This is a genomic window from Raoultibacter timonensis, from assembly GCF_900240215.1.
Classification (GTDB): domain Bacteria; phylum Actinomycetota; class Coriobacteriia; order Coriobacteriales; family Eggerthellaceae; genus Raoultibacter; species Raoultibacter timonensis.
Genome location: NZ_LT964681.1, coordinates 230,086 through 251,824, shown reverse-complemented (window position 1 = coordinate 251,824; position 21,739 = coordinate 230,086). Strand labels below are relative to the sequence as shown.

Here is a 21,739-nt window from a genome sequence, read left to right as displayed (position 1 = left end):
AAGGTAGTGATGCATGTCCGCTAAGAGACACGAGAGGACCCTTGCGCGCCGTGCGGCGTTGCAGGTCCTCTACCAAGGAGAGATCCTCGACGAATCGGCGGCGGCAATCGTCGCCGATGATCGTTATCTGGCCGACGACGGTCCGCTTCCCGCGTACGCCTGCGATTTGCTCCGGGCCGTAGAGGAGCACAAGGACGATATCGACGGGCATCTGAAGGCGACGTCGGAGAACTGGACGCTCGAACGCATGCCGGTTGTCGACCGCTCGATCCTCCGGTTGGCAACCTGTGAGATGATGTACGTAGACGACGTGCCGCTTTCGGTTTCGATCAACGAAGCGGTTGAGCTCGCAAAAGACTTCGGGGGAGAAGACGATTCGCCCCGCTTCGTCAACGGCGTGCTCGGGCGCATTGCGACGTCGTTGGAAGAGGAATGCGATGGCAAGTGAGACGAACATCACGTTTGAAAGCGTGAAGGAGCGCCTCGACGAGATCGTCGATGCCGTTAACGACGAGAGCATTTCGCTCGATGACGCACTCGACCTGTACGAGGAGGCCGTCAAGCTCGGCATGCAAGCCAGCACCCTGCTCGAGGAGGGCATTGCGGCGATGGACGGCGAGGTCGAAGGCGAAAGCGCCGATGGCGTGGCCGACGATGCGGCCCTCGATGCTGTACAGGATACCGCCGATGGGGGTAGTGCCTCGGCGGCTGCGGATGAGCAGGCGGGCGACGCCGTCTCCCAACTTTAGCAGGTGACACCCATGGACGACCGTATTCTCGATATTATCAGCTCGCCAAGCGACCTCAAGCTCCTTACCGATGAGGAGCTCGCCCTTCTGGCGAACGAAATCCGCGAAGAGATCATCACCGTTACATCTGAAACCGGCGGCCATGTGGCCTCGAGCCTCGGTGCCGTCGAGATCATCCTCGCTGCACATTCCCTGCTCGATTGCCCGACCGATAAGCTCATCTTCGACGTGGGCCATCAGGCCTACGCGCATAAGCTCGTGACCGGCCGCCAAGGCATGTTCGATACGCTGCGCTGCTACGGCGGCGTGTCGGGTTTCCCGAAGCCCACCGAGAGCGAGTACGACGTGCATCCTTCGGGTCATGCCTCCGACTCGCTGTCGACGGCGCTTGGCCTCGCCCTTGCACGCGATCTGCGGGGTACCCATGAGCGCATCGTTGCCGTGATCGGCGATGCGGCTCTGTCGGGCGGTATGGCGTTCGAGGCGCTCAACCACATCGGCCAGGCGCAATCGCCCATGGTCATCATCCTGAACGACAACGAGATGTCCATCTCGCGCAACGTCGGCGCCCTCATGAAGCACCTCGGCTACATGCGCGCGTCGAGCCAGTATCGCCAGACGCGCGATTCGGTGCAGGAGAAGCTCGAAAGCAGCGGTTGGCTCGGCAACGCCATGGCGAACTTCGGTCGCAACATGAAGGAGTCGATGAAGCAGTTCGTGATTCCTCGCTCCATGATCTTCGAGCAGCTCGGTATTCTGTGCACGGCCCCCATCGACGGACACGACATCCCGCTTCTCAGGGAAACGCTCGCCAACGTGATCGATACCGATGTGCCGGTGCTGGTGCACGTGGTAACCAAGAAGGGCATAGGGTACGGCCCGGCAGAGCGCTCTCCCGAAGTGTTCCACGGCGTATCGCCGTTCGATATCGCAACCGGCGAGGTTAAGAAGAAGCCGAGCAAAGCTCCTTCGTACACGTCGGTTTTCTCGAAAGCCCTCGTTGCGGAAGCTGCAAACGATGACGATATCGTGGCCATCACGGCGGCGATGAAGGATGGGACGGGGCTGGCCGAATTCGCCGAGCTCTACCCCGACCGATTCGTCGATGCGGGCATTGCCGAGGAGCATGCCGTCGGCCTCGCCTCCGGCTTGGCTGTCGGCGGGAAGAAGCCCGTGGTGGCCATCTATTCGACGTTTTTGCAGCGCGCGTTCGATCAGATGATCATCAACAACGCCCTGCCCGAGCTGAACGTCGTATTCGCGATCGATCGTGCGGGTATCGTCGGAGAAGACGGCCCCACCCATCACGGCATGTTCGATATCGCGTACACGCGCATGATTCCCCACATGAAGGTGCTCGCGCCCTCAAACGAGGCCGAGCTGACCCGATCGCTGCGCACGGCGCTTGCGATGGGCGGACCGTTTGCGATCAGGTATCCTCGCGGCGAGGCCGAGGGCGTCGAGATTCCCTCGGAACCCGAGCCGTTCGAGCTGGGCAAGAGCAGGCTTGTGCGCGAGGGATCCGATGCGGCCATCCTCGCGTTCGGGCGCATGGTGGGCAGAGCCGAAGAGGCGGCGCGAATCCTCGCCGCCGAGGGCATCGAGGTGCGTGTCGTCGATATGCGCTGGGTGAAGCCCCTCGACGTAGATGCCATCCGCAAGGCGGCGAAACTGCCGCTTGTCGTCACGATTGAGGGCGGTGTGATCTCCGGGGGAGCAGGCGAGGGCGTTCTGGGCGAACTTGCACGGATGCGCGCGAACGTTCCCGCAGTAACGCTTGGAATCGACGATGCGTTCGTCAGCCAGGGGAAAACCGATCTTCTGCTGCGCGATCTGGGCCTCGATGGCGAAGGCATCGCGAAGTCGGTGAAGAAGGCGCTCGGGCGCTAGGAGTCCGAATGCCGAAACCCCGCCGTAGGCGGGTATCGAAGCCCGACTCATTGCTGGGGCGAAAGGCTAGTCCATCGAGGATCTCCATGCTCTTATCTTGGGGGTCCTCTTGGTTTCGAAGCACCGAAGATGCGGCTTCCGATAAAAAGACGGCCGCACGAGCGGCCGTCCCGATGCCTCGATCTATTCGTTCACGATATTCTCGGCGGCAACGTAGCCCCATGTCATTGCCGATCCGTGGCTATTGCCGTTGATGAATACCGGGTAGTCGACCGCATAGCGCCCGCCTGAGACGTTGCCGACGGCGTACAAGCCTGCGATGGGATCATCGTTTTGATCGAGCACCTGCAGTTCGCCGTTGATCTCCAAACCGCCCGGCATGGCCAAGAGCGAGGGGCCGAACTTGAGAGCGTAGAAAGGGGGCTCCTTGATCTCGGTAAGCAGCTCGGCGCGCTTATGGAACCGCGTATCCTCCTTTTGGGCGAAGAGCTTGTTGTACTCCTCGACTTCGGCGAGAAACGCTGCCTCGTCGACGCCCATGGCCCGCGCAAGCTCTTCAAGCGTATCCGCTTTGACGGCGTTGCCGCTTTCGAGTGCGCCTTCGATGACCTTGGTGGCCGATTCGGGGTTCCACTCTTCGGTGGTGCGGGACATGTCGTCCCAGAACTGACCGCCGCCGAGGGGGATGGATGCGGCAACGTCGGTGGGCCAATTTGCGTCGAAGACGCTCCACGCATATTCGCCGCCGGGCTGTTCGAGGATGCGGATCGATTTCGCTTGGATCCAAGTATCCTCGTTCATGAAACGTTTTCCCTCGGCGTTGACGTACATGAATCCGAAGCAAAGGCCGCAGAAGCGGATGAGGTGGATCATGGTGGGAACGGGGTATTCCTGCATGCGTCCGCCGGCCCACATACCCATCTTATGGCCGTCACCGGTGTTCGCCCCCGCAGGCGTGTAAGCGTTGACGACGGGTTTGAGGCCAAGATGGTCTCCGTACGCTTCGATCATCTCGACATCGCCCGAGATATCTCCCGTGGCTAAGACGACCGCCTTCTTCGCGACGAACTTCTTGTAGCCGTCTGCGGCTTTGGCGATGACGCCCGTAACGGATTCGCCTTCCTTGACAAGCTGCTCGGCTGGCGTGTCGAAGTAGAACGCAGCGCCGTTCTCTTCGGCCTTCTTCCACATGAAATAGACCGGTGCGCTGATCTTGTTTTCATTATCGGCAAAATCGCCCCTGATGACATGGGTGCCGATATGCTCGTAGTACTGCGGTCCCGCGTAATGCGTGTAGATCGGGATGATGTTGAGGTCGTCGCCCGACAGGTCGTCGAGCCAATCCATTACTTCGCTCGAGCGGTCGATGAACAGCCATGCGAGTTCCTCTTTGGTCCTATCGCCTGAAAAACGAAGCCAATCTGCGACGATCTGGTCTTTAGGGTCGTTCGTCATGCCCGCTTTCGTCATGGCCTTCGATTGGTAGGCGGCGTAGTGGCCGCCGCGACTGCTCGGGAATGCCATCTTCTCGACGACCGCGACCGTTGCACCGAGCTCGCTTGCCCGGCACGCTGCGGTTACTCCCGAGATGCCTGCCCCGACGATGACGATATCGGCTTCGACGGTTTCGGCTATATCGTTTTCGGCGACCGCTGCGGGCGGCGTATCCCAGGACCAGCCGCCATTTTCGGCGGATCCTGCCGCTTCGTTCGAGCTTGACGGCTGGGGTTCGGCATTGCCTTTCTCGTTGGCGGGCGCGCATCCCGCTACAGCGCCGATAGCGGCTAGGGCCCCCGTCGCTGCAGCACCGGTGAGAAAGCCCCGTCGAGTCAGTTCATGAGACATACGATCTCCTCCTTGATTCTCTCTTTCGAACGCATCCCTCGTGCGTCCTCGATGCCACCCTACGAAAACGATCTTGGTTCGGCTACGTACGGATTGGCCTATTCGGCCCGAAAACGCCAATATGGTACGAATGGTGCCATATGCTTTCGGCCCGCACGGAACCCGTTTTTGCTATGCTTGTGCATCGGAAGGGAACTCGTTGTGCCGAATGGAGTGCATGCGATGGGAAAGCAATCAAGAGAAGCATCTGAATCCGGCGGACGCATATCGTTTCGGTTGTTCGGGTTCAGCTTTTGGCAGGCATGGTGGGTTCTCGCCATGTGCTCCGACATCATTCTTCCCGGAAGATCGATGTCGGCTACGCTCTTCAATCCGTTTTTCTGCATTACGATTCTAACGACGGCGAGCTATCTGCTCGTTGTCGTGCTCAGCCGCCGTTTCGGCCCGTTCAGCAGTCGAAAAGTCTTCTATGTGCTTGCAGGCGGGCTTGCTACGGTCGGCTCGCTGGGACTGAGCTCGTTTACGCTCGTTTCCTATCCCGGCGACTTCTTCCCCCTCTTTATCGCATGTGCGGCAGTGTTTTCGGCTGGCAATGCGCTGCTGCTCATCATGTGGGGCGAGCTTTGGTCGACGTTGGCAACGGGTCGGGTCGGTCGTTACCTCTATGCTTCGTATGCGTTCGCCTTCGTTCTCTACTTTGCCGTTATCGCCTTACCCCACGCCGTTGCAAGTTTTACGACTTGTCTGTTCCCCATCGTATCCACGGTTATCCTGAGGTTGTCGCAGCGGGAACCGAAAAGAAGCCCTTCCCAAGTTGATTTCGAGGTGGAGTCGTTTTCTCCCCTCAGGATCGCGGTGGCGGTCGTGTCTCTCGGGGCGGTACACGGTTTCGTGCAGCGTTACCTCAACGTATCGGGGACGGTTCCCGATACGACTATTCAGAGCTCGCTGGTCATTGCGGGCGCGGCGATTCTGCTTTTGGTTGTCTACATGGTTGTTGTACAGCCTGCAGCAGAGCCCTTCGCCCTTTACAAGCCCATTCTCCCCTCGTTCGCCATAGGTTTGATCTTGCTGGCGATCTTGCCGTCCGAGTATGCGTTTGTGGGGAACGGTTTGATGCTGCTGGCGATATACAGTGTCGACATGCTCGTCATGCTCGTGTCGACCGATATCGCGTTCAGAACGCGAAAGCCGGTGGCTCTCTGCTTCGGTCTCGCCTTGTTCGGCATGAGGCTCGGCACGACGATCGCATCCGCTTCGGTGTATGCGCTGACTATCTCGTCGACGCTCACTGCCGATACGAGTTTCATCGCTTATTCGGTGTGCGCGATGATCGTCGTAGCGGTAGGAAGCCTTGTGTTCACCCAGGTCGATCTCATGAAGCTGTACCGCCCTCAGCCTATGGAGCATACGGGGGAGGGCGTAGCTGCAAACTGCAAGCGAATTTCCGAGGCCTGCGGACTGACGCCCCGAGAGAGCGAGGTGCTGGGGCTTTTGGCGGCGGGAAGAAGCGGGCCGTATATTAGCGGGGAACTATGCATCGCCGAGAGCACAGTGAAGCACCATATCAGCAGCATCTATCGAAAGATCGGCGTGTACGATCGGCAGAGCTTGATGGACGTCGTCTTGCAGGGTATCGCCGGAAAAGGTGCGCTGTAGGGCGATGGGATGGCTCAGGCGGTTGCCGTAGCAGATGGAGCATGGAAGCGCGCCTCTTCGGGCGTTCGGCGCCGGAGCTTGATCGGGTCGGCTATCCGACGTTGTGGATCGTCTCTTCGGTTATCTCGAGGATCTGCCAAGGTCCGACCAGGTCGGTCGCTGTGAACGTTGCTTTCATTGTTCCGGTATCGCCTTGGCCCATGACGAGGAAGAACGATCCGTCGCGATATGAAATGCCGTCCACGTTCGAGAGGTACTGGATCTCGGGAGGCAGACTTTCATAAGGAAGTTCGATGCTGTTCCACGTATCGCCGGTATCGGCGGTGGCGTACAACAAGGGGTAAGACCCGTCGAGCCCCGAGCTCAAGGCGACGACTCCCTGCCGCTCGTCGACCATGGCCATATCTTCGAGCGTACTGCTTGTCATGGTGAGAGGAAGCCCCTTCGCGCTCCACGTTTGTCCGCCGTCGAAAGTGAAGTAGCACATCTTGTGCTCGCCAGCGCCCATCGACCAATCGGTTCCCAGAGCCGCATAGCCGAATTGCGGCGAAACGAACCCTATCGCGCGTTTGGTGACTGCCCGCCCGTATTCCGCCGCCGTGGCGAGGGGAACCGTGCTCCAGGTTTCCCCCTCGTCGAACGTAAGCTTCAGGGTGGGTGCGCCGCCGTAAAAGTACGCGATGGGCAGACTGTCGTCGGGTGAGATGAACGCGCTTGCCGGGGGCAGATAGAGGCCGCTGCGATAGAAATCGAGGGTTTCGGCCAGCTCGGTTTCCGTGAGGTCCGACTCGATCCAGCGCTGTCCGTGGGTTTTTGTGAACTTGAGCGTTCCGCCCGAGATGGCGTAGTCGCACTGCATGATGGCCACGGGATCGCCCTCGGCTGTTTCGGCTTCAAGGGGGTCGAAGACATAGAGGTACTGCTGGCCTTCGACGGTACTCCATCCGTTATAGAGGCGAAACACGACGTTGGTGTTCCCGTCGCTCGTTCCGCCTTCGCCCGCGTTGTACCGAGCGGTATCGAGGATCGGAAACGAATCTTTGCCCCTTCCGTCGAAGATGGGCGTGTTTTCGTCGATGAGAGTATGGGGTCGGTACTGCAGAACAAAACGCTCCAAACCGCTTGCGCTCATCTGATCGGCAAGCGGAATCCTCTTCAGCTGTTCGCTGAGATAGTCCAGGGTGCTGTTGGGGTTCGGGGCGTTGACGAGGCTCGAGCCGTTTTGCGCGGGAGGATCGTAGGTCAGAGATCTGTCGGCGTACGAGTAGACCGCTACGCCCGAATAGTCTCCGTTTTCGAAGGTGTCGAGCGAAAGGGCGAAGGTTTTAACGGCGCCGTGCTCGTCGAGTTCCGCTTCGAAAAATGCGACCGTGTATTCTTCCGCCATGCCCTTTGATCGCTCGATCAGGTCTTTGAATCCATCCAGCCCCTGCTCGTCGAGACGATAGTATCCGATCAGACACAGATTTTCTCCAGGTACGATGGTCGCAGGGCTGTAGACTGCGAAGCGCAGCGCAAGGAAGGCGGCAACGAGCAGAACCGCAAGCGCACCGAGCACGAAGGTGACGATTCTGCCCGTGTGCGGGGCGGTGGTTTGGGAAGAGTGTGAGGGTGATCGTTTCAAGGGGCCTCGGTATACGGTCATGTGCGGGCGGAACGAATGCGATTCCGGCTGCGGTTGCTAGGCTTTTTCGGTACCGACGCCCTTCTCCATGATGTAATCGTCCATGATGAACCCCTCGCCGATATCGGTTTCGGCAGCCTCGATCGTCTCGAACCCCTTGGCCTCGTAGGCGCGGATCGCAATGTCGTTGTGCTTGTTCACCGTGAGGTACATGGCATCGAGGTTGCGCATGTTGCATAGCCTCTCGTAGAAGCGGATGACGCGCGATGCGTAGCCTTTGCCCCGCTCGTTTGCGTACAGATAGATTTTCGAGATGAAGAATCGGTTGGTTTCCCGCTCCACTTTGCCGCCCGTGTAACCGACGAAGCGGTCTTCGCCCGACTCGTCGTCGACGAGGAACCAATACTCGTATTCGCCGTTGCGAATGTCGCGGATAAGCGCCATGAAGCTCTGGAACTGCTCGACCATGTAGTCGGTCTGGTCCTCGCCGATAAGTGCCGGCCAGTATTCGTGCCAGATCTCGTCGGCCATAGCCGCAAGCTGCTTGATCTGATCTTCTGTTCCGACGGGTTCGAATCTCATGGGCATCTCCCTTTGGTGCGCGTTCCGTTTTGTCGTGTTTCCGTATTGTAACGCCCGGGCTTCGCGTTTGTTAAAAGACTTTCTCGAAACCGTTAACAGTTTCACATGCGCCGCCTGCCGTGCTTTTGGCGTGGGACTATCGGATCATCAACCATGTGCATCGAATACGAAGGAGGTAGGTTTATGTACGATTCAGGATCGACGGGCTTTATGATCGTGTGCGCGATGCTCGTCTTGTTGATGACGCCGGGCTTGGCATTCTTCTACGGCGGGTTGAGCCGTCGTAAGAATGTGGTGAACACGATGATCATGGTGTTTGCGGTTATGGGCATTGTGGGAATCACGTGGACGCTGTGCGGGTGGTCGTTCGCGTACGGTGGGGACGGCTCGATTCCGTTCTTCGGAGGCTTCGACCAGATCGGTTTGCAAGGGCTCGTGTCCAACATGACGAGCGGGGCTTCCGAAGCGCTGAGTCACGATGCGTACCCTGCGATTGCGGATGTGGTATTTCAGCTGGCTTTCTGTATGATCACGACCGCCATCATCACCGGTGCGGTTGCCGGGCGCATGAAGTTCGGTGCGGTGTGCGCGTTCGTTGCTGTCTGGACGATCGTCGTCTACCCGCCGTTAGCCCATATGGTATGGGGCGGCGACGGCAGTCTGATCGGCGATGCGATCGGTGCATTGGACTTCGCAGGCGGCGATGTCGTGCATATCAGCTCGGGTTTGACGGGCCTTGTCCTGTGCCTTCTTTTGGGCAGCCGCAAGGGCTTTGGCATGATGAGCTACCGTCCGCACAACGTTCCGTTTGTGGCATTGGGGGCAACGCTTCTTTGGTTCGGCTGGTTCGGATTCAACGCCGGGTCCGAATTCGCTGCCGATGGCGTTGCCGCTTTGGCTTTGGTCAACACCGTGGTTGCGTCGGGTGCTGCGCTGGTGTCCTGGATGATCGTCGAGCGCCTTAAGGTGGGCAAGCCCACGCTCGTCGGTGCTGCCACCGGCCTGATTGCCGGTTTGGTGGTCATAACCCCGGCTGCCGGTTTCGTGGAGCCGTGGGCCGCTATCGTCATGGGCCTCGTCGTTTCGCCCGTCTGCTATTTTGCCATCTCGTTCTGCAAGAAGAAGATCGGTTACGACGATGCGCTCGATGCGTTCGGTTGCCATTGCGTCGGCGGCATCGTGGGCGGCGTCTTGACCGGTCTGTTCTGCGTACCGGAGCTGTCTTGGACCGATTACGGCGGGTTGCTCTATACGGGAGACCCCTCGCTGCTCGGCTCGCAGGTGCTCGGTATCCTTGTAACCATCGCGTTCGTGGGGGTTGCCGATCTCGTTCTTGGGTTCGTCATCAAAGCGCTGTTCAGGGGAAGCCTGCGCGTGAGCGAGGAAAAAGAAGCCGCTGGCCTCGATGTCGCAGAGCATGGCGAAAGCGCATATCCGGCATACATCGGCCTCGATTAACGAAGGGAGAGAGAATATGAAGAAGATTTCTGCGATCATCCGTCCCGAAAAACTCGAACCTCTGAAAGACGCGCTCTTTGCCGCAAAGGTTTCGGGAATGACCATCTCGCAGGTGCACGGATGCGGAAACCAGCACGGATGGAAGGAGTACTACCGCGGTACGGAGGTGATGCTCAACATGGTTCCGAAAGTGAAGTTCGAGATCGTCGTTGACGAAAGCCGCGTGGACGCCGTCGTCGACCTGATCTGCGAGACGGCAAAGACCGGCGAGGTGGGCGACGGTAAGATATTCATCTTCCCCGTCGAAGAGGTCGTCCGGATACGTACGGGCGAGAGAGGCATCGACGCGATATAGCGCGCTTGCCGCAACGGGGCAAACGCTTGCCGAAAAAGCGAACGATCGGTCCTGCCGAGCAGGGTTTTCGGCGGGGCTGATCGCTTTTTTCTGCCGCGATTCGGCCCCTGCCGTTTTTTAGCTGGGATCGGCTCGCCATGGTTGCTCTTCCGGCGGCATTTTCGGGTTCGCGTGCAAGGTGGTGCGAGCCCCATGATTTTGCTGCAGTTTCGTTGATTGCGCTTTTGCGCGCCATGCGGCATCATAGATGAAAGATGCCGCATGCGCATCGTCGCTTGCGGACCGATTGCGCTACACTCGAAGGAGGCGTATATGGCAAACCTCGGTGACGGATTCAAAGACATTTTCCTGGCCGGAGTCGGCGCCATGGCGATCACGGGCGAGAAGGCGAAGGACCTTATCGACCAGCTGATCGAAAAGGGCGAAATTACGGTCGACCAGGGAAAGCAGATCAACAGCGAGCTCAAGCACAAGGCGGAGGACGTTGCGGCAACGCTACGCTACGACGCGCTTGAAGCGCGCATGGCCGCTATGACCCCCGAAGAACGTACCGAATTTGCAGCTCGTGCAGCCGATCTTGCCGCCAAGGCAAACGCGGCCGCGGCTGCGAAAGAGGCTGCCGTCGGAGACGCTTCGGCGGTGTCGACTGCCGAAACCGTTTCCGCAGAAGATGCGGAAACGCAGGAAGCGTCCCAGGAGAACGGCGACGATTCGACGCCGACAGCGTAACTGATCGTATCGCTTCGGGATCATGGCAGACAACACGGTTCTTCGCTATTTTTTCAGTTCCGGTGCGGGCATCGACCCCGAGAACCGTTTCCACCTGAACCGGAAAACGAGGGCGAAAAGGCTTCGCGAGATATCGAGCATTCTTCGGAAGCATAAGTTTTTGCGCGGTTTTTCGCCCGAGGAGTTTCGGGCTATGCTCGAAGATCTGGGACCGAGCTTCGTCAAGATCGGGCAGACGCTCTCGACGCGTTCGGAAATTCTCCCGAAGGCGTTTTGCGACGAGCTCGAAAAGCTTCAGACGGCATGCGAACCCTTGCCGTTCGACGAGATGCTCGCGGCGCTCGATGCGCAGTTCGGGAGCCTTCGCGAGCAGATTTTCGTGACGATCGACCCCACGCCTTTGGGCAGTGCGTCGTTGGCCCAGGTTCACCGTGCGGTGCTGGAATCGGGTGAAATCGTTGCGGTGAAGATCCAGCGCCCCGGCGTCAAGGAGACGATGGCGCTCGATATCGATATCATGCGCATGCTCGCTCGTCAGGCTGCTCGCTTCATGAAAGACGAGCAGATGCTCGACCTGCGCGATGTTGTCGAAGAGTTGTGGGCGACGTTTCTCGAGGAGACCGATTTTCGACGGGAAGCGGAAAATCTCGCCGAGTTCGCGCGTCTCAACGAAGACGTTGCGTTCATCGATTGCCCGAAGGTGCATCCCGAACTATGCAGCGAATACGTGCTCGTCATGGAGTACATCGACGGCATTCCCATCTACGATACCGAGGGCTTGATGGAGAAGGGCTATCACCTCGAAGAAATCGGCAGCAAGATGCTCGACAACTATGCGACGCAGATTCTCGATCATGGGTTCTTTCACGCCGACCCCCATCCGGGCAACGTGCTCATCAGGGCAGGGAAGGTCGTCTACATCGACCTCGGCAATATGGGAAAGCTCTCTGCGCGGGATCGAGCCGGGTTCGGCGACATCATCGAAGCGGTCGGCAAGCTCGATTCGTCCGAACTCAAAGAGGCGCTCATGCGCTTTGCCGTTTCCAAAGACAATGCGGTTATCGACCATACGCGGTTTCTTGCGGACCTCGATCTGCTGCTTGCCGATTACGGCTCGTGCGATGTGTCGGAAATCGACATCGGTGCTTTTCTCAACGATATCCTCGCGCTCACGCGCCAATGCAAGGTAACGCTGCCTTCGTCGATTACGAGCGTTTCGCGCGGGATCGTGACGATCGAGGGCACGGTCGGCCCGTTCATTCCCAACCTCAACATCGTCGCCATCATCAACGATCATATCCGCCACAGCAAAAGCGATCGGGACGAGCTGATCCGTGCGCTCGAGGATCTCACCCGGTCGCTTCGTTCTTCGGCCACCGGATCGCTCGATGCGCTTACGTACTCGGGCGACGCCCTGAAGATGCTCACGCGCGGCCAGCTTAAGATGAACATGGAGGTGTTGGGGTCGGAGGCGCCGCTCGCGCGCATCTCCAAAATCGTCAACCGCTTGACGATAGCGCTCATCATTGCGGGCTTGTTCATCGGTTCGAGCATGCTTTCCCTTTCGACCATGGAACCGCGTTTGCTCGGGGTGCCCGTTCTGGCCTTTTTCGGCTACCTGGGCGCAGCGGTTCTTTCTCTGTGGATCGTATTCGACATAGCGCGCAGGAAATAAAATCGGCTGGATACATGTGTACGTGCGGTGCACGCCGTCCCGTGCGCTTGCACCGGGCGTGTTCACGTGGTATCTTAACGATATAGAATCCTAATAGGATGTATGTCTGATTTGACTCCGCCTGATCGAATGTCCGATGGAGCGGCTCGGTATCGGTCGAGCGGGTTTGAGAGAAAGAAGCGGCCATGGCTTTGGCGACCAACCAGACCGGCGAGCGCAGGCCGGCTACGCGCAATACAATCCAACGGGCCCTTGTCTTGGAGGCGGTGCAATCTCTGCACGAACACCCCACGTCGGCCGATGTCTACGAAGAAGTACGGGCAAAGCATCCGAACATCTCGCGTGCGACGGTGTATCGCAATCTCGGGGTACTTGCCGACAAAGGCGAGGTGCTGCGGGTCGAGGTGGCGGGCGGGGCCGATCGCTACGATTTCTTCAACGAGCCCCATTACCATGCGCGCTGCAGGCAGTGCGGTCGGATCTTCGATATCGACATGCCGTATAGGTTCGATTTGACCGACGAGGTGGTCGATGCTCACGGGTTCAAGATCGAGGGGCACCAGATCATGTTCGATGGCACCTGCCCCTCATGCCAGAAGGATTCTCGGTAGCTCGCATATCCCTGATTTTCGATAGCGGGGGTTTCACTCGACTTCAGCCGACGGGTTTCGCGCTGCCTGCGCATCGGTTTCACGGGGCGGCTTTCGATAAAATATGCCGCATATCGTTATATATATGTTATACACTTATACTATCGATAAAAGGACTCCTCTCGGCGCGGTATCGCTGGGGGGGGGTTCTCTGCGAGGTTTTAATGCCGGATCCGTACAAGATTTTCGATGCCCTAGCCGAACTGGTCTACATAAGCGACATCGAATCGCACGATCTTCTTTACATGAACGAACCGATGCGGAAGCTTGTCGGTCCCGAGTGGCGCAGCATGAAGTGCTACGAGGCGTTGCACGACAAAACGGAGCCGTGCGGCTTCTGCAACAACGATTCCCTCGACGCCGACGCATTCGTCGCCTGGGATCACTTCAACGAGAAGTTCAAAAAATACTATCTTCTCAAAGACAAGCTCGTCGATTGGGAGGGGCGCTCGGCTCGTTTCGAGGTCGCATTCGACGTATCGGAGCAGCGCGAACGATCGTCGGTCCTAGAGGTTCAGCTCGGCCTCGAGCGGCTTCTTGTACAGTGCGCGATGAAGCTGCAGAGCATCGATGGCTTCGCGGGCGATATGACCTTGGTTCTCGAGATGATCGGCCGGTACCTCGAGGCTGATCGTGTGTACATCTTCCAGGTCTCGCCCGACGGCAGATTGTTCAGAAACACGCACGAATGGTGCGCCGAGGGGGTTGTTCCGCAGATCGATGGGCTGCAGGATGTGGGAATGGATTTCGTCGGACAGTGGCTCCCTTTGCTTTTAGGGCGGCGAACCGTGATCGTGAAGGATGTAGAGGAGCTGCGCGAAACGGCACCGGCCGAGTACGAAATGCTTTCGACTCGAGGGATCGCGAGCGTCGTGGACGCACCGCTGCTCGTCGGCGACAAGCTGATCGGGTCGATCGGCGTCGACAATCCGGCTGCGGTCCACCTCGACCATTGCGAGTCGTTCTTTACGAGCCTTTCGTATTTCCTTTCGATCGAGTTGGAACGCTATCGGACTAAGGAGCGGTTCAAGACGCTGAGCTACACCGATTCCATGACGGAGCTCTCGAATCGCAATCGGTTCATCGAGGATGTCGGAAAGCTGGATGGCGAAGGAGCCCGAAGCGGATTCGGCGTAGCGTACGTCGATCTGAACGGGCTCAAGGATATCAACGATCACGAAGGCCACGCGCAGGGCGATCGGGTGCTCAAGCTGGCGGGCGATATTCTCAAAGAAGCGTTTTCCGATGCGCTCGTGTACCGTATGGGCGGTGACGAGTTTCTCGCGGTAGCGCTCGATAAGGGCGAGTCCGAATTCGCCGAGCAGGTTGCCGAAGCGCGTCGCAAGCTCGCCGACCAGGCGTGCTCCATGGCCATGGGCGTGCACTACGCGCGCACTCCATGCTTGGTGGACGATGCCGTGCGTTGGGCCGATAGCGCGATGTACGCCGATAAACGCGTGTATTACGAGTCCCATCCCGCTTCTGCACGGTATCGCGAGGTCTAGGCGCTAGACCGTCTTCGGCTCTTCTTCGACGGGAAGCAGCGCGCCGGCATCGAGTTGCGCTTCGGAGGCTGCGCGGGTAACCGGCCTCGAATACAGGTATCCCTGTATAACCAGGTGCGAGCCGTAGGATCTCAGCATGGTTTCCTGCCGGATGGTTTCCACGCCTTCGACGATTACGCTCACATCGAGGCGGTTCGACATTTCGATGATGCCCTCGAAGATGATCTTGCTTCGTTGGCCGCTTTCGCTGTTCACCAGGAGGCTGCGGTCTATCTTGAGCACGTCGATGGGGAGATGCTGCAACGCTCCGAGCGAAGAGTACCCGCTTCCGAAATCGTCGATGGTGATACGGAATCCGAGATCCTTCAGCGCACGGCACATGGATTCGGCGCGGGCGAGATCCTCCATGACGATGCTCTCAGTCAGTTCGAGTTCGAGCAGATCGATGGGCACGTCGTATTCGCCGACGATACGCTTGAGCGTCGAGGGGAACCGATCGTCGAGCAGGTGAAGCCTCGAGAAGTTGCAGGCGATCGGCACGATCGGGAGGCCGGCGTCGATGCGCTCTTTGATGTATGCGCAGGCTTGCCTGAACACGCAGAGATCGACCTCGACTACGAACCCGTTGCGTTCGAACAAGTCGATGAACTCGACTGGATTGCGGATGCCGCGGTCGGGCACGACCCAGCGCACCAGCGCCTCGAGGCTGACGATCTCTCCCGTCCCGATGGCGACTTTGGGCTGATAGTAGGCGACGAACTCGCCGTTTGCCAAAGCAGCGACCGCCTCGCCCTGCAGCGTTCGCTGCTCGATATCCCGTTCCTTCATATCGGAAGTATAAAGAGCGACCGTGCTGCGAGAGGCCTCGCCGATGCTCTCGCGTGCGTATCTCGCGCAGTCGATGAGTTCGGAAACGGGGTCTTTTCGCGTTTCGCCTCCCGCTTCGAGCACCGTGATGCCGCCGAATACGAGGACGCGGTATCGGTGCTTTTCAAGGATGCCGAGGCCGTTAAGCTCCTTGTCGAGCCGCTCGAATCTCCGCTCGAAATTTTCCTTGCCCGTCCAGCGGAGAAGCGCAACGAATTGATCGGCGCTCACGCGAGCGACAAACTCGTTTTCGTCGACGAACTGATCGAGCAGGTTTCCCATGGCGACAAGGAACCGATCGCCTTCGGCGTATCCGAAGGCTGCGTTGAAGTTCTTGAAACGGCTGATGTCGAAGAAGAGCATCGCGTGGGCGTGCCCGCCGTCCTCCTCGAGAACCCGAGACGCTTCTATCTGGAATCGGTTGAGGTTCCAGCCGCCGGTGAGGGGATCGGTGTAGACAAGGCGGGTGATTCTCTGCGCATTGCTCGTCTTGCTGCGGTAAATGTATACGAAAATGCCCGTTCCCGAGATGAACAGCAACGCGATCCCGCCGATGATCTGCAGCGGGTACTGCCTGATGATGTCGGCGGGGCTGGTGGGGTGTGAGATCAAAGCCGTTTCGGTAACCCATCGCGTCATCGTTGAATCGGAGGTGAACTGGACGCACCGATCGAGAATGCTGACGAGCAGGGGATCGGCTGAAGCGGATACGCCGATGGCCATGTTGTTGGTGTAATCGGTCAGGGCGAGCAGGCTGAGCGAATCGTACTGGGGCTCGGTAAGCAGGTAGTCGGCAACATGGATGTCGGCGTACGCCATATCGGCCTTTCCGTCGAGGATCGCATCGAAGCACTGTTTCGGCGTTTCGTAGTAGGTGGACTCGTGGTCCTGCGAATCCTCGGCGATTTCGGCGGCAAGCGAGAACCCCTTGGGCAGCGCAATGCGCGTCCCGGTCGGATTGCTTCCGACTATCTTCGCCATAGGGTCTTTGAGGTAGGGGCCGGTGGTGCGCATCGAGCTCGACGAAGAGAGTTCGACCGATTGGTCGACGGCGTAGACGATGTCGGCTTCTCCTGCTTCTACCATCGCGAGCGCCTCGTCGTGATCGTCGACGGGCACGTAGGTGAACTGCAGCCCGGTAATGCGCTCGATGTCTTCGAAGAGCATCGCGGTGACGCCGGCGTATTCTCCCGTAGTCGGATCGGTGTAGGAAAGCGGGGTTCTGAAAGAGTCGTAAGCCACCGTCAGCGTGGGCGCGTTCTCGATGTATGCGTACTCGTCGCGCGTGAATACGGGATCCTGCCTCGTGTTGATGCTGAAGTACGTTTCGTAGAGCTCGGTGAAGTAATCGGGATTGCGAATCAGCAGGCGGTCGGTCGCATCGTCGATAGCGGTTTTCAGGTCGTCTCTGCTTTTCGCGATGGCAATGTAGAGCGGTTCGGGCGAAAATTGCGCAACGGTTTTGTACTGCGTGTTGACGCCGAGGTAGGTTATGGCGATCGCGTCGAGCTCGCCTTGATCGAGGGCATCAGTGAGAAGGGGCGTTTCGCCGAAGGGCACGATTTCGACCGAGACCCCGTTTTTCTCGCAATAGCTTTCGAACGCACGTGCGTCGAGACCCCCCTCGATGACCCCGACCCTCATATTTTGGAATGCGGAAAAGTCGTCGTAGGCGAACCGATCGTCGTCGATGCGGACGTTGATTGCCGTGTAGATGCTGCATACGGGCGTTTTCGAGAAGAGCATGTCTGCGTCGCGCGCATCGGAGTGGTAAACCGACGGCAGGATGTCCACCTCGCCCGCCGCGATGGCGTCGTACGCTTCTTCCCAGGTTTCGAAATCGACGAACTCGTACGACCAGTCAGCATACCGTGCGATTTCGTTGAGGTAGTCGATGTTGTACCCCGCATACGATCCGTCGTCGTTGCGATGCATGTAATCGCCATCTTCGTAATAGGCGACTGAGACGGCTTTTTTCGACGCCGGATCGTCAGTGCTTTCCGCAAATGCTTCCGGGAGGGGCTTTCCTATGCAGGCGATCAGGCAAACGGCCACAAAACCTGCCGCGAGGAGGTGGCGTACGCTTTGCGCGATAAATACCGATGCTCGGATGGTGATCGTCTCGCTTTATTTCATCGAACGTCTGCCGCTCGGTCGACCGACGTGCAGCGGGTTGCTGCTACGTCTATGATAATACAAGTGAAATGATCATAGAACGACGATTGGCAATTCTGGTTTGCGCGCAAAGGTGGCCGTCCTGTCGTATTGAGGGGCCACGGGGCCGCTCGATAGGCGCTTTATGGGCGGGTGATACCTCGTTGAGGGTTTGTCTGCATTGCGGCACGGGCGCGATCGTGCGGTTCTCCTGAGCGTGGCGTTCCGGGAAAAGGGAGTATAATTGCAAGCGTATCGATAATATATGAATGGACGACAAATGAACGAAAAGGCCGCACCCTTGCTTCATGAGATGCCTCGCTTTGCACGTCGAGCCCTTTCGGTGGGATTGGCTGCGCTGTTGGCGCTCTCCTTTACGCCCCGGTCGTTGGCTTATGCGGATTCCACTCAGCCTGGTTCGGATGCTCGGATTGAGGCCGCCTCGGACGAGGGAAATGGGAGAGCGGCCGATTCGGGGGGAGATGCCGACCTCTTAGCATCGTATCCGATGCCGACGGTTCGCGCGGATGCGACAGTGCGCTCGAGCTTGGTTCTGCTCGTGAAATTCAAAGACGACGCATGGGGGGATTCCGATTTCTCCCATACCGGGTTTAACGCCGCGTACCCCTACGGGGGATTCCGAACGTATTGGGAAAAGTTCTGCGCGTCTCTCGATTCCGTTTCCGGAACGCCGGTTCAGCGGTCGTTCAGGAGCTATATTCGCCTGATGTCCGACGGCCAGCACGATGTGCAGAGCTTTTTCCCTCAGACCAACGAGTCCGACGGAACGGTGAGCTGCCTTTCCCTCGATTACGAGGCGTCCCACTACGTCGATAACGACGAGGAGATGATTGCCGAAGCATTGGCGAAGTTCAACGATGCGTATGCCGACTACGATGCATCGGCGCTCGATGCCAATGCCGATGGCTACGTCGATAACCTGCTTATCGTTCCCGTGGTGGGGCGAGGGGGCACGTTTACCAGCCACGAGGCGGTCAGCTACGGACAGCCGTCGATCGGGTCCGTATCGCCCAAGAAGATCGGATCCTACAACGTTATCGAAGCTTACATCGATCCGACCACTGGCGAGGTCAGCACGATTTTCTTCGAGGGCACGGCTGCGCACGAGTATCTGCATACGCTCGATGTTCGAGACTACTACCGCCTCGGCGATGGCGATGCGGATTTGGGCGTTCCTGTGGGCGTTTGGGATGTTATGGCCAATTCGGGAGCGTTCTCGTGGCCTCTTGCCCTTACGCGGCAGACTGCGGGGTGGTGCAGCATTGCCGAAGAAGCCCCTGAGGGAACCTACACGCTGTATGCTCCTGCGGATGTCGGCTCCGAAGAGGGGCGGGCTGCCGGCAAGCGCCAGGCCGTCAAGATCAAGACGCCGCTGTCGTCTTCCGAATACTTTGTGGTCGAATACCGCCAGAAAACGAGCGGCGTTTCGAACTACGACACCAAAATCGGCGGCTCGGGCTTCATCGTATATCGGGTGAACGAAAAATACGTAGAAGAGGGTAACGTTACCGCACAAGGCGACTACGTATACGTGTTCCGCGAAGGCGAAACGGGCATGACGAACGGGCGGGCGAACGGAGCAGGCGATATCGTACACGCTCAGGTCAGCACGCCCGATCGTTGCGAGGGGGGCAATCGCACCGAAATCGGCTTCACCGATGTGACGAAGGGTCTGACCGATGGTGCGATTTGCTATTCGGATGGGCGAAACTCCGGGCTGCATATAAAGCCCGTCGAGCAGACCGATGGATCCATTACGATCGAAGTGAGCCATGCCGATTGGTCGGGGACCGATTTTTGGCAGGAGGTTGCGGACCCGTCGGGCAATGTGCCGTTCGGCACGATGGGGGTGCCTGCTGTCGCCACGGCAACCGACGGCGCAAACGTGTATGTGCTAGCCAAGAGCCAGATGCTGGGGGGAGATCGGACGCAGCATCTCGGCCGTGTATGGAAGTACGATGGCAGCGCTCGTTCGTGGGGCGCTTGCGGTGCCGAGATAACGGGGATCTCGAACGCGCAACTGGCATGGTTCAACGGGGCTCTCTACCTGGCCGGCGCGGATGCGAACGCGCGAACCGTGAGGTTGATGCGCTTCGACGGCGCCTCCTCTTGGGTCGATGTTGCCAGCACTCCCGGGACCCCGACGGGAGCATCGTTTCCCGGCCTCGCCGTATCGGGCGGCGGTCTGTACGTTCTTGCCGACGACGGCGGCAGCAACACCAGGCTGTACCGACTCGATGGGGCGAATCTGGTCCAGCAAGGTGGGAATATCCCCCTCGGAATGGCGGCAAACTCCACGGTATTCGATTTGAACGGAAGCCCTGCAGTGGTTGCGGGCGACATCGACGCGATGCCATGGGAAACGGGCATATACCGTTTGGCGGGGAGCTCGTGGACGAAAACGGCAACGGTTGGTGCGGGTGCGGCGGCATCTATCAGCGCCGTTTCGGTTGGCGACACCGTCTATCTGTATACATTCGAATCCGGCAGCGGCACCGCGCGTCTTTCGTCTCTCGCCGACGATGGATCCGTCTTATCTGACTGGGTCGTTTCAAATGAGGTAGCCTCGGCTCTCTCCCTTTCCGGCTGCCTTGCGGCCGACGATGCCCATCTGTACCTTTGCGGCGTGAACAGCGAGGGGTCGGTGGCAGCGTATGCCGCACCAGTGGATGACGTTAGCGAGTTTATCCAGCTCGGTGACATGGTGTATCGAAGCGGCTCGGGTCTTTCCGTCGCTCTCGTCGAAGGCACGTTGTACTGTGCCGTTGCCGACGGTAACGGCAAGACAATCGCCGTGCGCTCGCATGACGCTCTGTCTGCCCCGAAACCGCCGGTCGATCCTCCGACCGACCCGCCTGTCGACCCGCCGACGATCCCCGATAATCCTGGCGAGACGGAACAGCCCGTGCAGAAAGCCGAAAAGGAGCTTTCCGGCTCGACGCGCATCGGTACAGCCATCGCGGTGGCGCGGGAGACGTATCCCGGGGGACCGAAAGGCGTCATCGTCGCCAAGTCGAACAATTTTCCCGACGCGCTTGCCGCTTCGACGCTGGCGGGAGCGAAGGGGTACCCCATTCTGCTGAACCCGTCGGACGCCCTGGACCCCGACCTGCGCGCGTACCTGCGTGCGACGAAGGGGACATTGGGCGAGATCATCTTGATCGGCGACAAAAACTCCCTGTCGAGAAAGGTGGAGTCGGACATCCGCGCGATCGTTCCGTCCGTGCAGAGGATCGGCGGCGTCGACCGCTTCGATACGGCAAGGCTGCTGCGGGAGGCGGCTAAGAAGGCGGGAGCTGCAAGCGACACCGCTGTTGTCGCGCGATCGGACAGCTTTCCCGATGCGTTGTCCGTCTCGCCGTACTGTGCGGCGACGGGTGCACCGCTTTTCATTGCGAGTCCCGGATCTTCGCTCGATAAGGCTCTCCTGAAAGAGCTTTCAGGCTATAAGCAGGTGCTTATCGTCGGCGATACGAACTCCGTTTCGGCGAAGGTTGAAGCTTCGTTGAAGTCGACTTCTGCGCGGGTGGTGCGGCTTGCGGGCGGGGTGGGCAACTCCTATCCCAAAACCCGCTACGGCACATCGGCGGCCATCGCCAGCTGGCTTGTCTCGAGTGCGGGATTCAGTGCCGAGCGGATTTCATTCGCGACGGGGCAGAACTTCCCCGATGCGCTCTCAGGCGGCCCGCTATGCGGTAGCAAGCGGTTTCCCATCCTGCTCGTCGATGCGGACGACTACTCGGCTATTCGAGTCATTCCCGCCGGGCAGGCAAAGGGATTGTACTGGCTCGGTTCGACGAATACGCTTTCTGCTGGTCTGAGAACCAAGATCAAGAAGACGATGGGATATTAACGCTGCGCGGCGTCGATGGCGAGCGGGCGGTCGCGATGCAGCGGAAGCGAGTGCGTTTTTGCATCCCCTTCGTGCGATTTGTGAAATACCGCATTGAGCAAGCGAATCTGAGCTCCGAGTGAA

Annotated in this window: 15 protein-coding genes; 11 read left to right on the top strand and 4 right to left on the bottom strand. The window is 59.0% G+C overall.

What is annotated here, in order from left to right; translation table 11 throughout:
• Positions 1 to 13: 13 nt before the first annotated feature.
• From nusB to dxs, 3 genes are read left to right on the top strand one after another with little or no spacing between them, the layout of a single operon-like run.
• Positions 14 to 448, top strand: coding sequence for a transcription antitermination factor NusB (gene nusB, locus C1722_RS13260; RefSeq protein ID WP_102379852.1), 435 nt, complete (start codon positions 14 to 16; stop codon positions 446 to 448).
• Positions 438 to 749 (top strand): exodeoxyribonuclease VII small subunit, encoded by a 312-nt coding sequence (gene xseB / locus C1722_RS13255; protein ID WP_102379851.1) that lies wholly within the window; start codon positions 438 to 440, stop codon positions 747 to 749. The genes nusB and xseB overlap by 11 nt, the downstream gene beginning before the upstream one ends.
• 12 nt (positions 750 to 761) lie before the next feature.
• Positions 762 to 2,639: a 1-deoxy-D-xylulose-5-phosphate synthase gene (gene dxs / locus C1722_RS13250; RefSeq protein ID WP_102379850.1), complete on the top strand. Its 1,878-nt coding sequence runs from the start codon at positions 762 to 764 to the stop codon at positions 2,637 to 2,639.
• Positions 2,640 to 2,822: 183 nt separating this feature from the next.
• On the opposite strand, the gene C1722_RS13245 is transcribed toward dxs, so the two are convergent.
• On the bottom strand, positions 2,823 to 4,484 hold the full coding sequence (locus C1722_RS13245) for an FAD-dependent oxidoreductase (protein ID WP_102379849.1): 1,662 nt from the start codon (positions 4,482 to 4,484) through the stop codon (positions 2,823 to 2,825).
• Positions 4,485 to 4,706: 222 nt separating this feature from the next.
• Here C1722_RS13245 and C1722_RS13240 point away from each other — a divergent pair, with 222 nt between their 5' ends.
• Positions 4,707 to 6,143, top strand: a complete 1,437-nt coding sequence (locus C1722_RS13240) for a response regulator transcription factor (RefSeq protein WP_180995254.1) — start codon at positions 4,707 to 4,709, stop codon at positions 6,141 to 6,143.
• Between the two features lie 91 nt (positions 6,144 to 6,234).
• On the opposite strand, the gene C1722_RS13235 is transcribed toward C1722_RS13240, so the two are convergent.
• Together C1722_RS13235 and C1722_RS13230 are read right to left on the bottom strand one after the other, a co-directional pair.
• Positions 6,235 to 7,767 carry a WD40/YVTN/BNR-like repeat-containing protein gene (locus C1722_RS13235; RefSeq protein ID WP_146040689.1) on the bottom strand — a complete coding sequence of 511 codons (1,533 nt, stop codon included), beginning with the start codon at positions 7,765 to 7,767 and terminating at the stop codon, positions 6,235 to 6,237.
• Positions 7,768 to 7,824: 57 nt separating this feature from the next.
• Positions 7,825 to 8,349, bottom strand: a complete 525-nt coding sequence (locus tag C1722_RS13230) for a GNAT family N-acetyltransferase (RefSeq protein ID WP_341801924.1) — start codon at positions 8,347 to 8,349, stop codon at positions 7,825 to 7,827.
• A 183-nt stretch (positions 8,350 to 8,532) separates the two neighbouring features.
• On the opposite strand from C1722_RS13230, the gene C1722_RS13225 reads away from it, so the two are divergent.
• From C1722_RS13225 to C1722_RS13200, 6 genes are all read left to right on the top strand, one after another.
• A complete protein-coding gene (locus tag C1722_RS13225; RefSeq protein WP_102379845.1) occupies positions 8,533 to 9,807 on the top strand; it encodes an ammonium transporter in 1,275 nt (424 codons plus the stop codon).
• A 16-nt stretch (positions 9,808 to 9,823) separates the two neighbouring features.
• Positions 9,824 to 10,162 (top strand): P-II family nitrogen regulator, encoded by a 339-nt coding sequence (locus C1722_RS13220; protein ID WP_102379844.1) that lies wholly within the window; start codon positions 9,824 to 9,826, stop codon positions 10,160 to 10,162.
• Between the two features lie 312 nt (positions 10,163 to 10,474).
• Positions 10,475 to 10,891 carry a phasin family protein gene (locus tag C1722_RS13215; RefSeq protein WP_244386632.1) on the top strand — a complete coding sequence of 139 codons (417 nt, stop codon included), beginning with the start codon at positions 10,475 to 10,477 and terminating at the stop codon, positions 10,889 to 10,891.
• Between the two features lie 193 nt (positions 10,892 to 11,084).
• Positions 11,085 to 12,566 carry an ABC1 kinase family protein gene (locus C1722_RS13210; protein ID WP_244902581.1) on the top strand — a complete coding sequence of 494 codons (1,482 nt, stop codon included), beginning with the start codon at positions 11,085 to 11,087 and terminating at the stop codon, positions 12,564 to 12,566.
• 185 nt (positions 12,567 to 12,751) lie between these two features.
• A complete protein-coding gene (locus C1722_RS13205) occupies positions 12,752 to 13,177 on the top strand; it encodes a Fur family transcriptional regulator (protein WP_102379842.1) in 426 nt (141 codons plus the stop codon).
• Between the two features lie 284 nt (positions 13,178 to 13,461).
• Positions 13,462 to 14,721 carry a GGDEF domain-containing protein gene (locus C1722_RS13200; RefSeq protein ID WP_219724317.1) on the top strand — a complete coding sequence of 420 codons (1,260 nt, stop codon included), beginning with the start codon at positions 13,462 to 13,464 and terminating at the stop codon, positions 14,719 to 14,721.
• Between the two features lie 3 nt (positions 14,722 to 14,724).
• On the opposite strand, the gene C1722_RS13195 is transcribed toward C1722_RS13200, so the two are convergent.
• Positions 14,725 to 17,523, bottom strand: a complete 2,799-nt coding sequence (locus C1722_RS13195) for an EAL domain-containing protein (protein WP_146040688.1) — start codon at positions 17,521 to 17,523, stop codon at positions 14,725 to 14,727.
• Between the two features lie 499 nt (positions 17,524 to 18,022).
• Between C1722_RS13195 and C1722_RS13190 the strand changes: the two genes are divergently transcribed.
• Positions 18,023 to 21,616, top strand: a complete 3,594-nt coding sequence (locus tag C1722_RS13190; protein ID WP_219724316.1) for a cell wall-binding repeat-containing protein — start codon at positions 18,023 to 18,025, stop codon at positions 21,614 to 21,616.
• Positions 21,617 to 21,739: the final 123 nt, after the last annotated feature.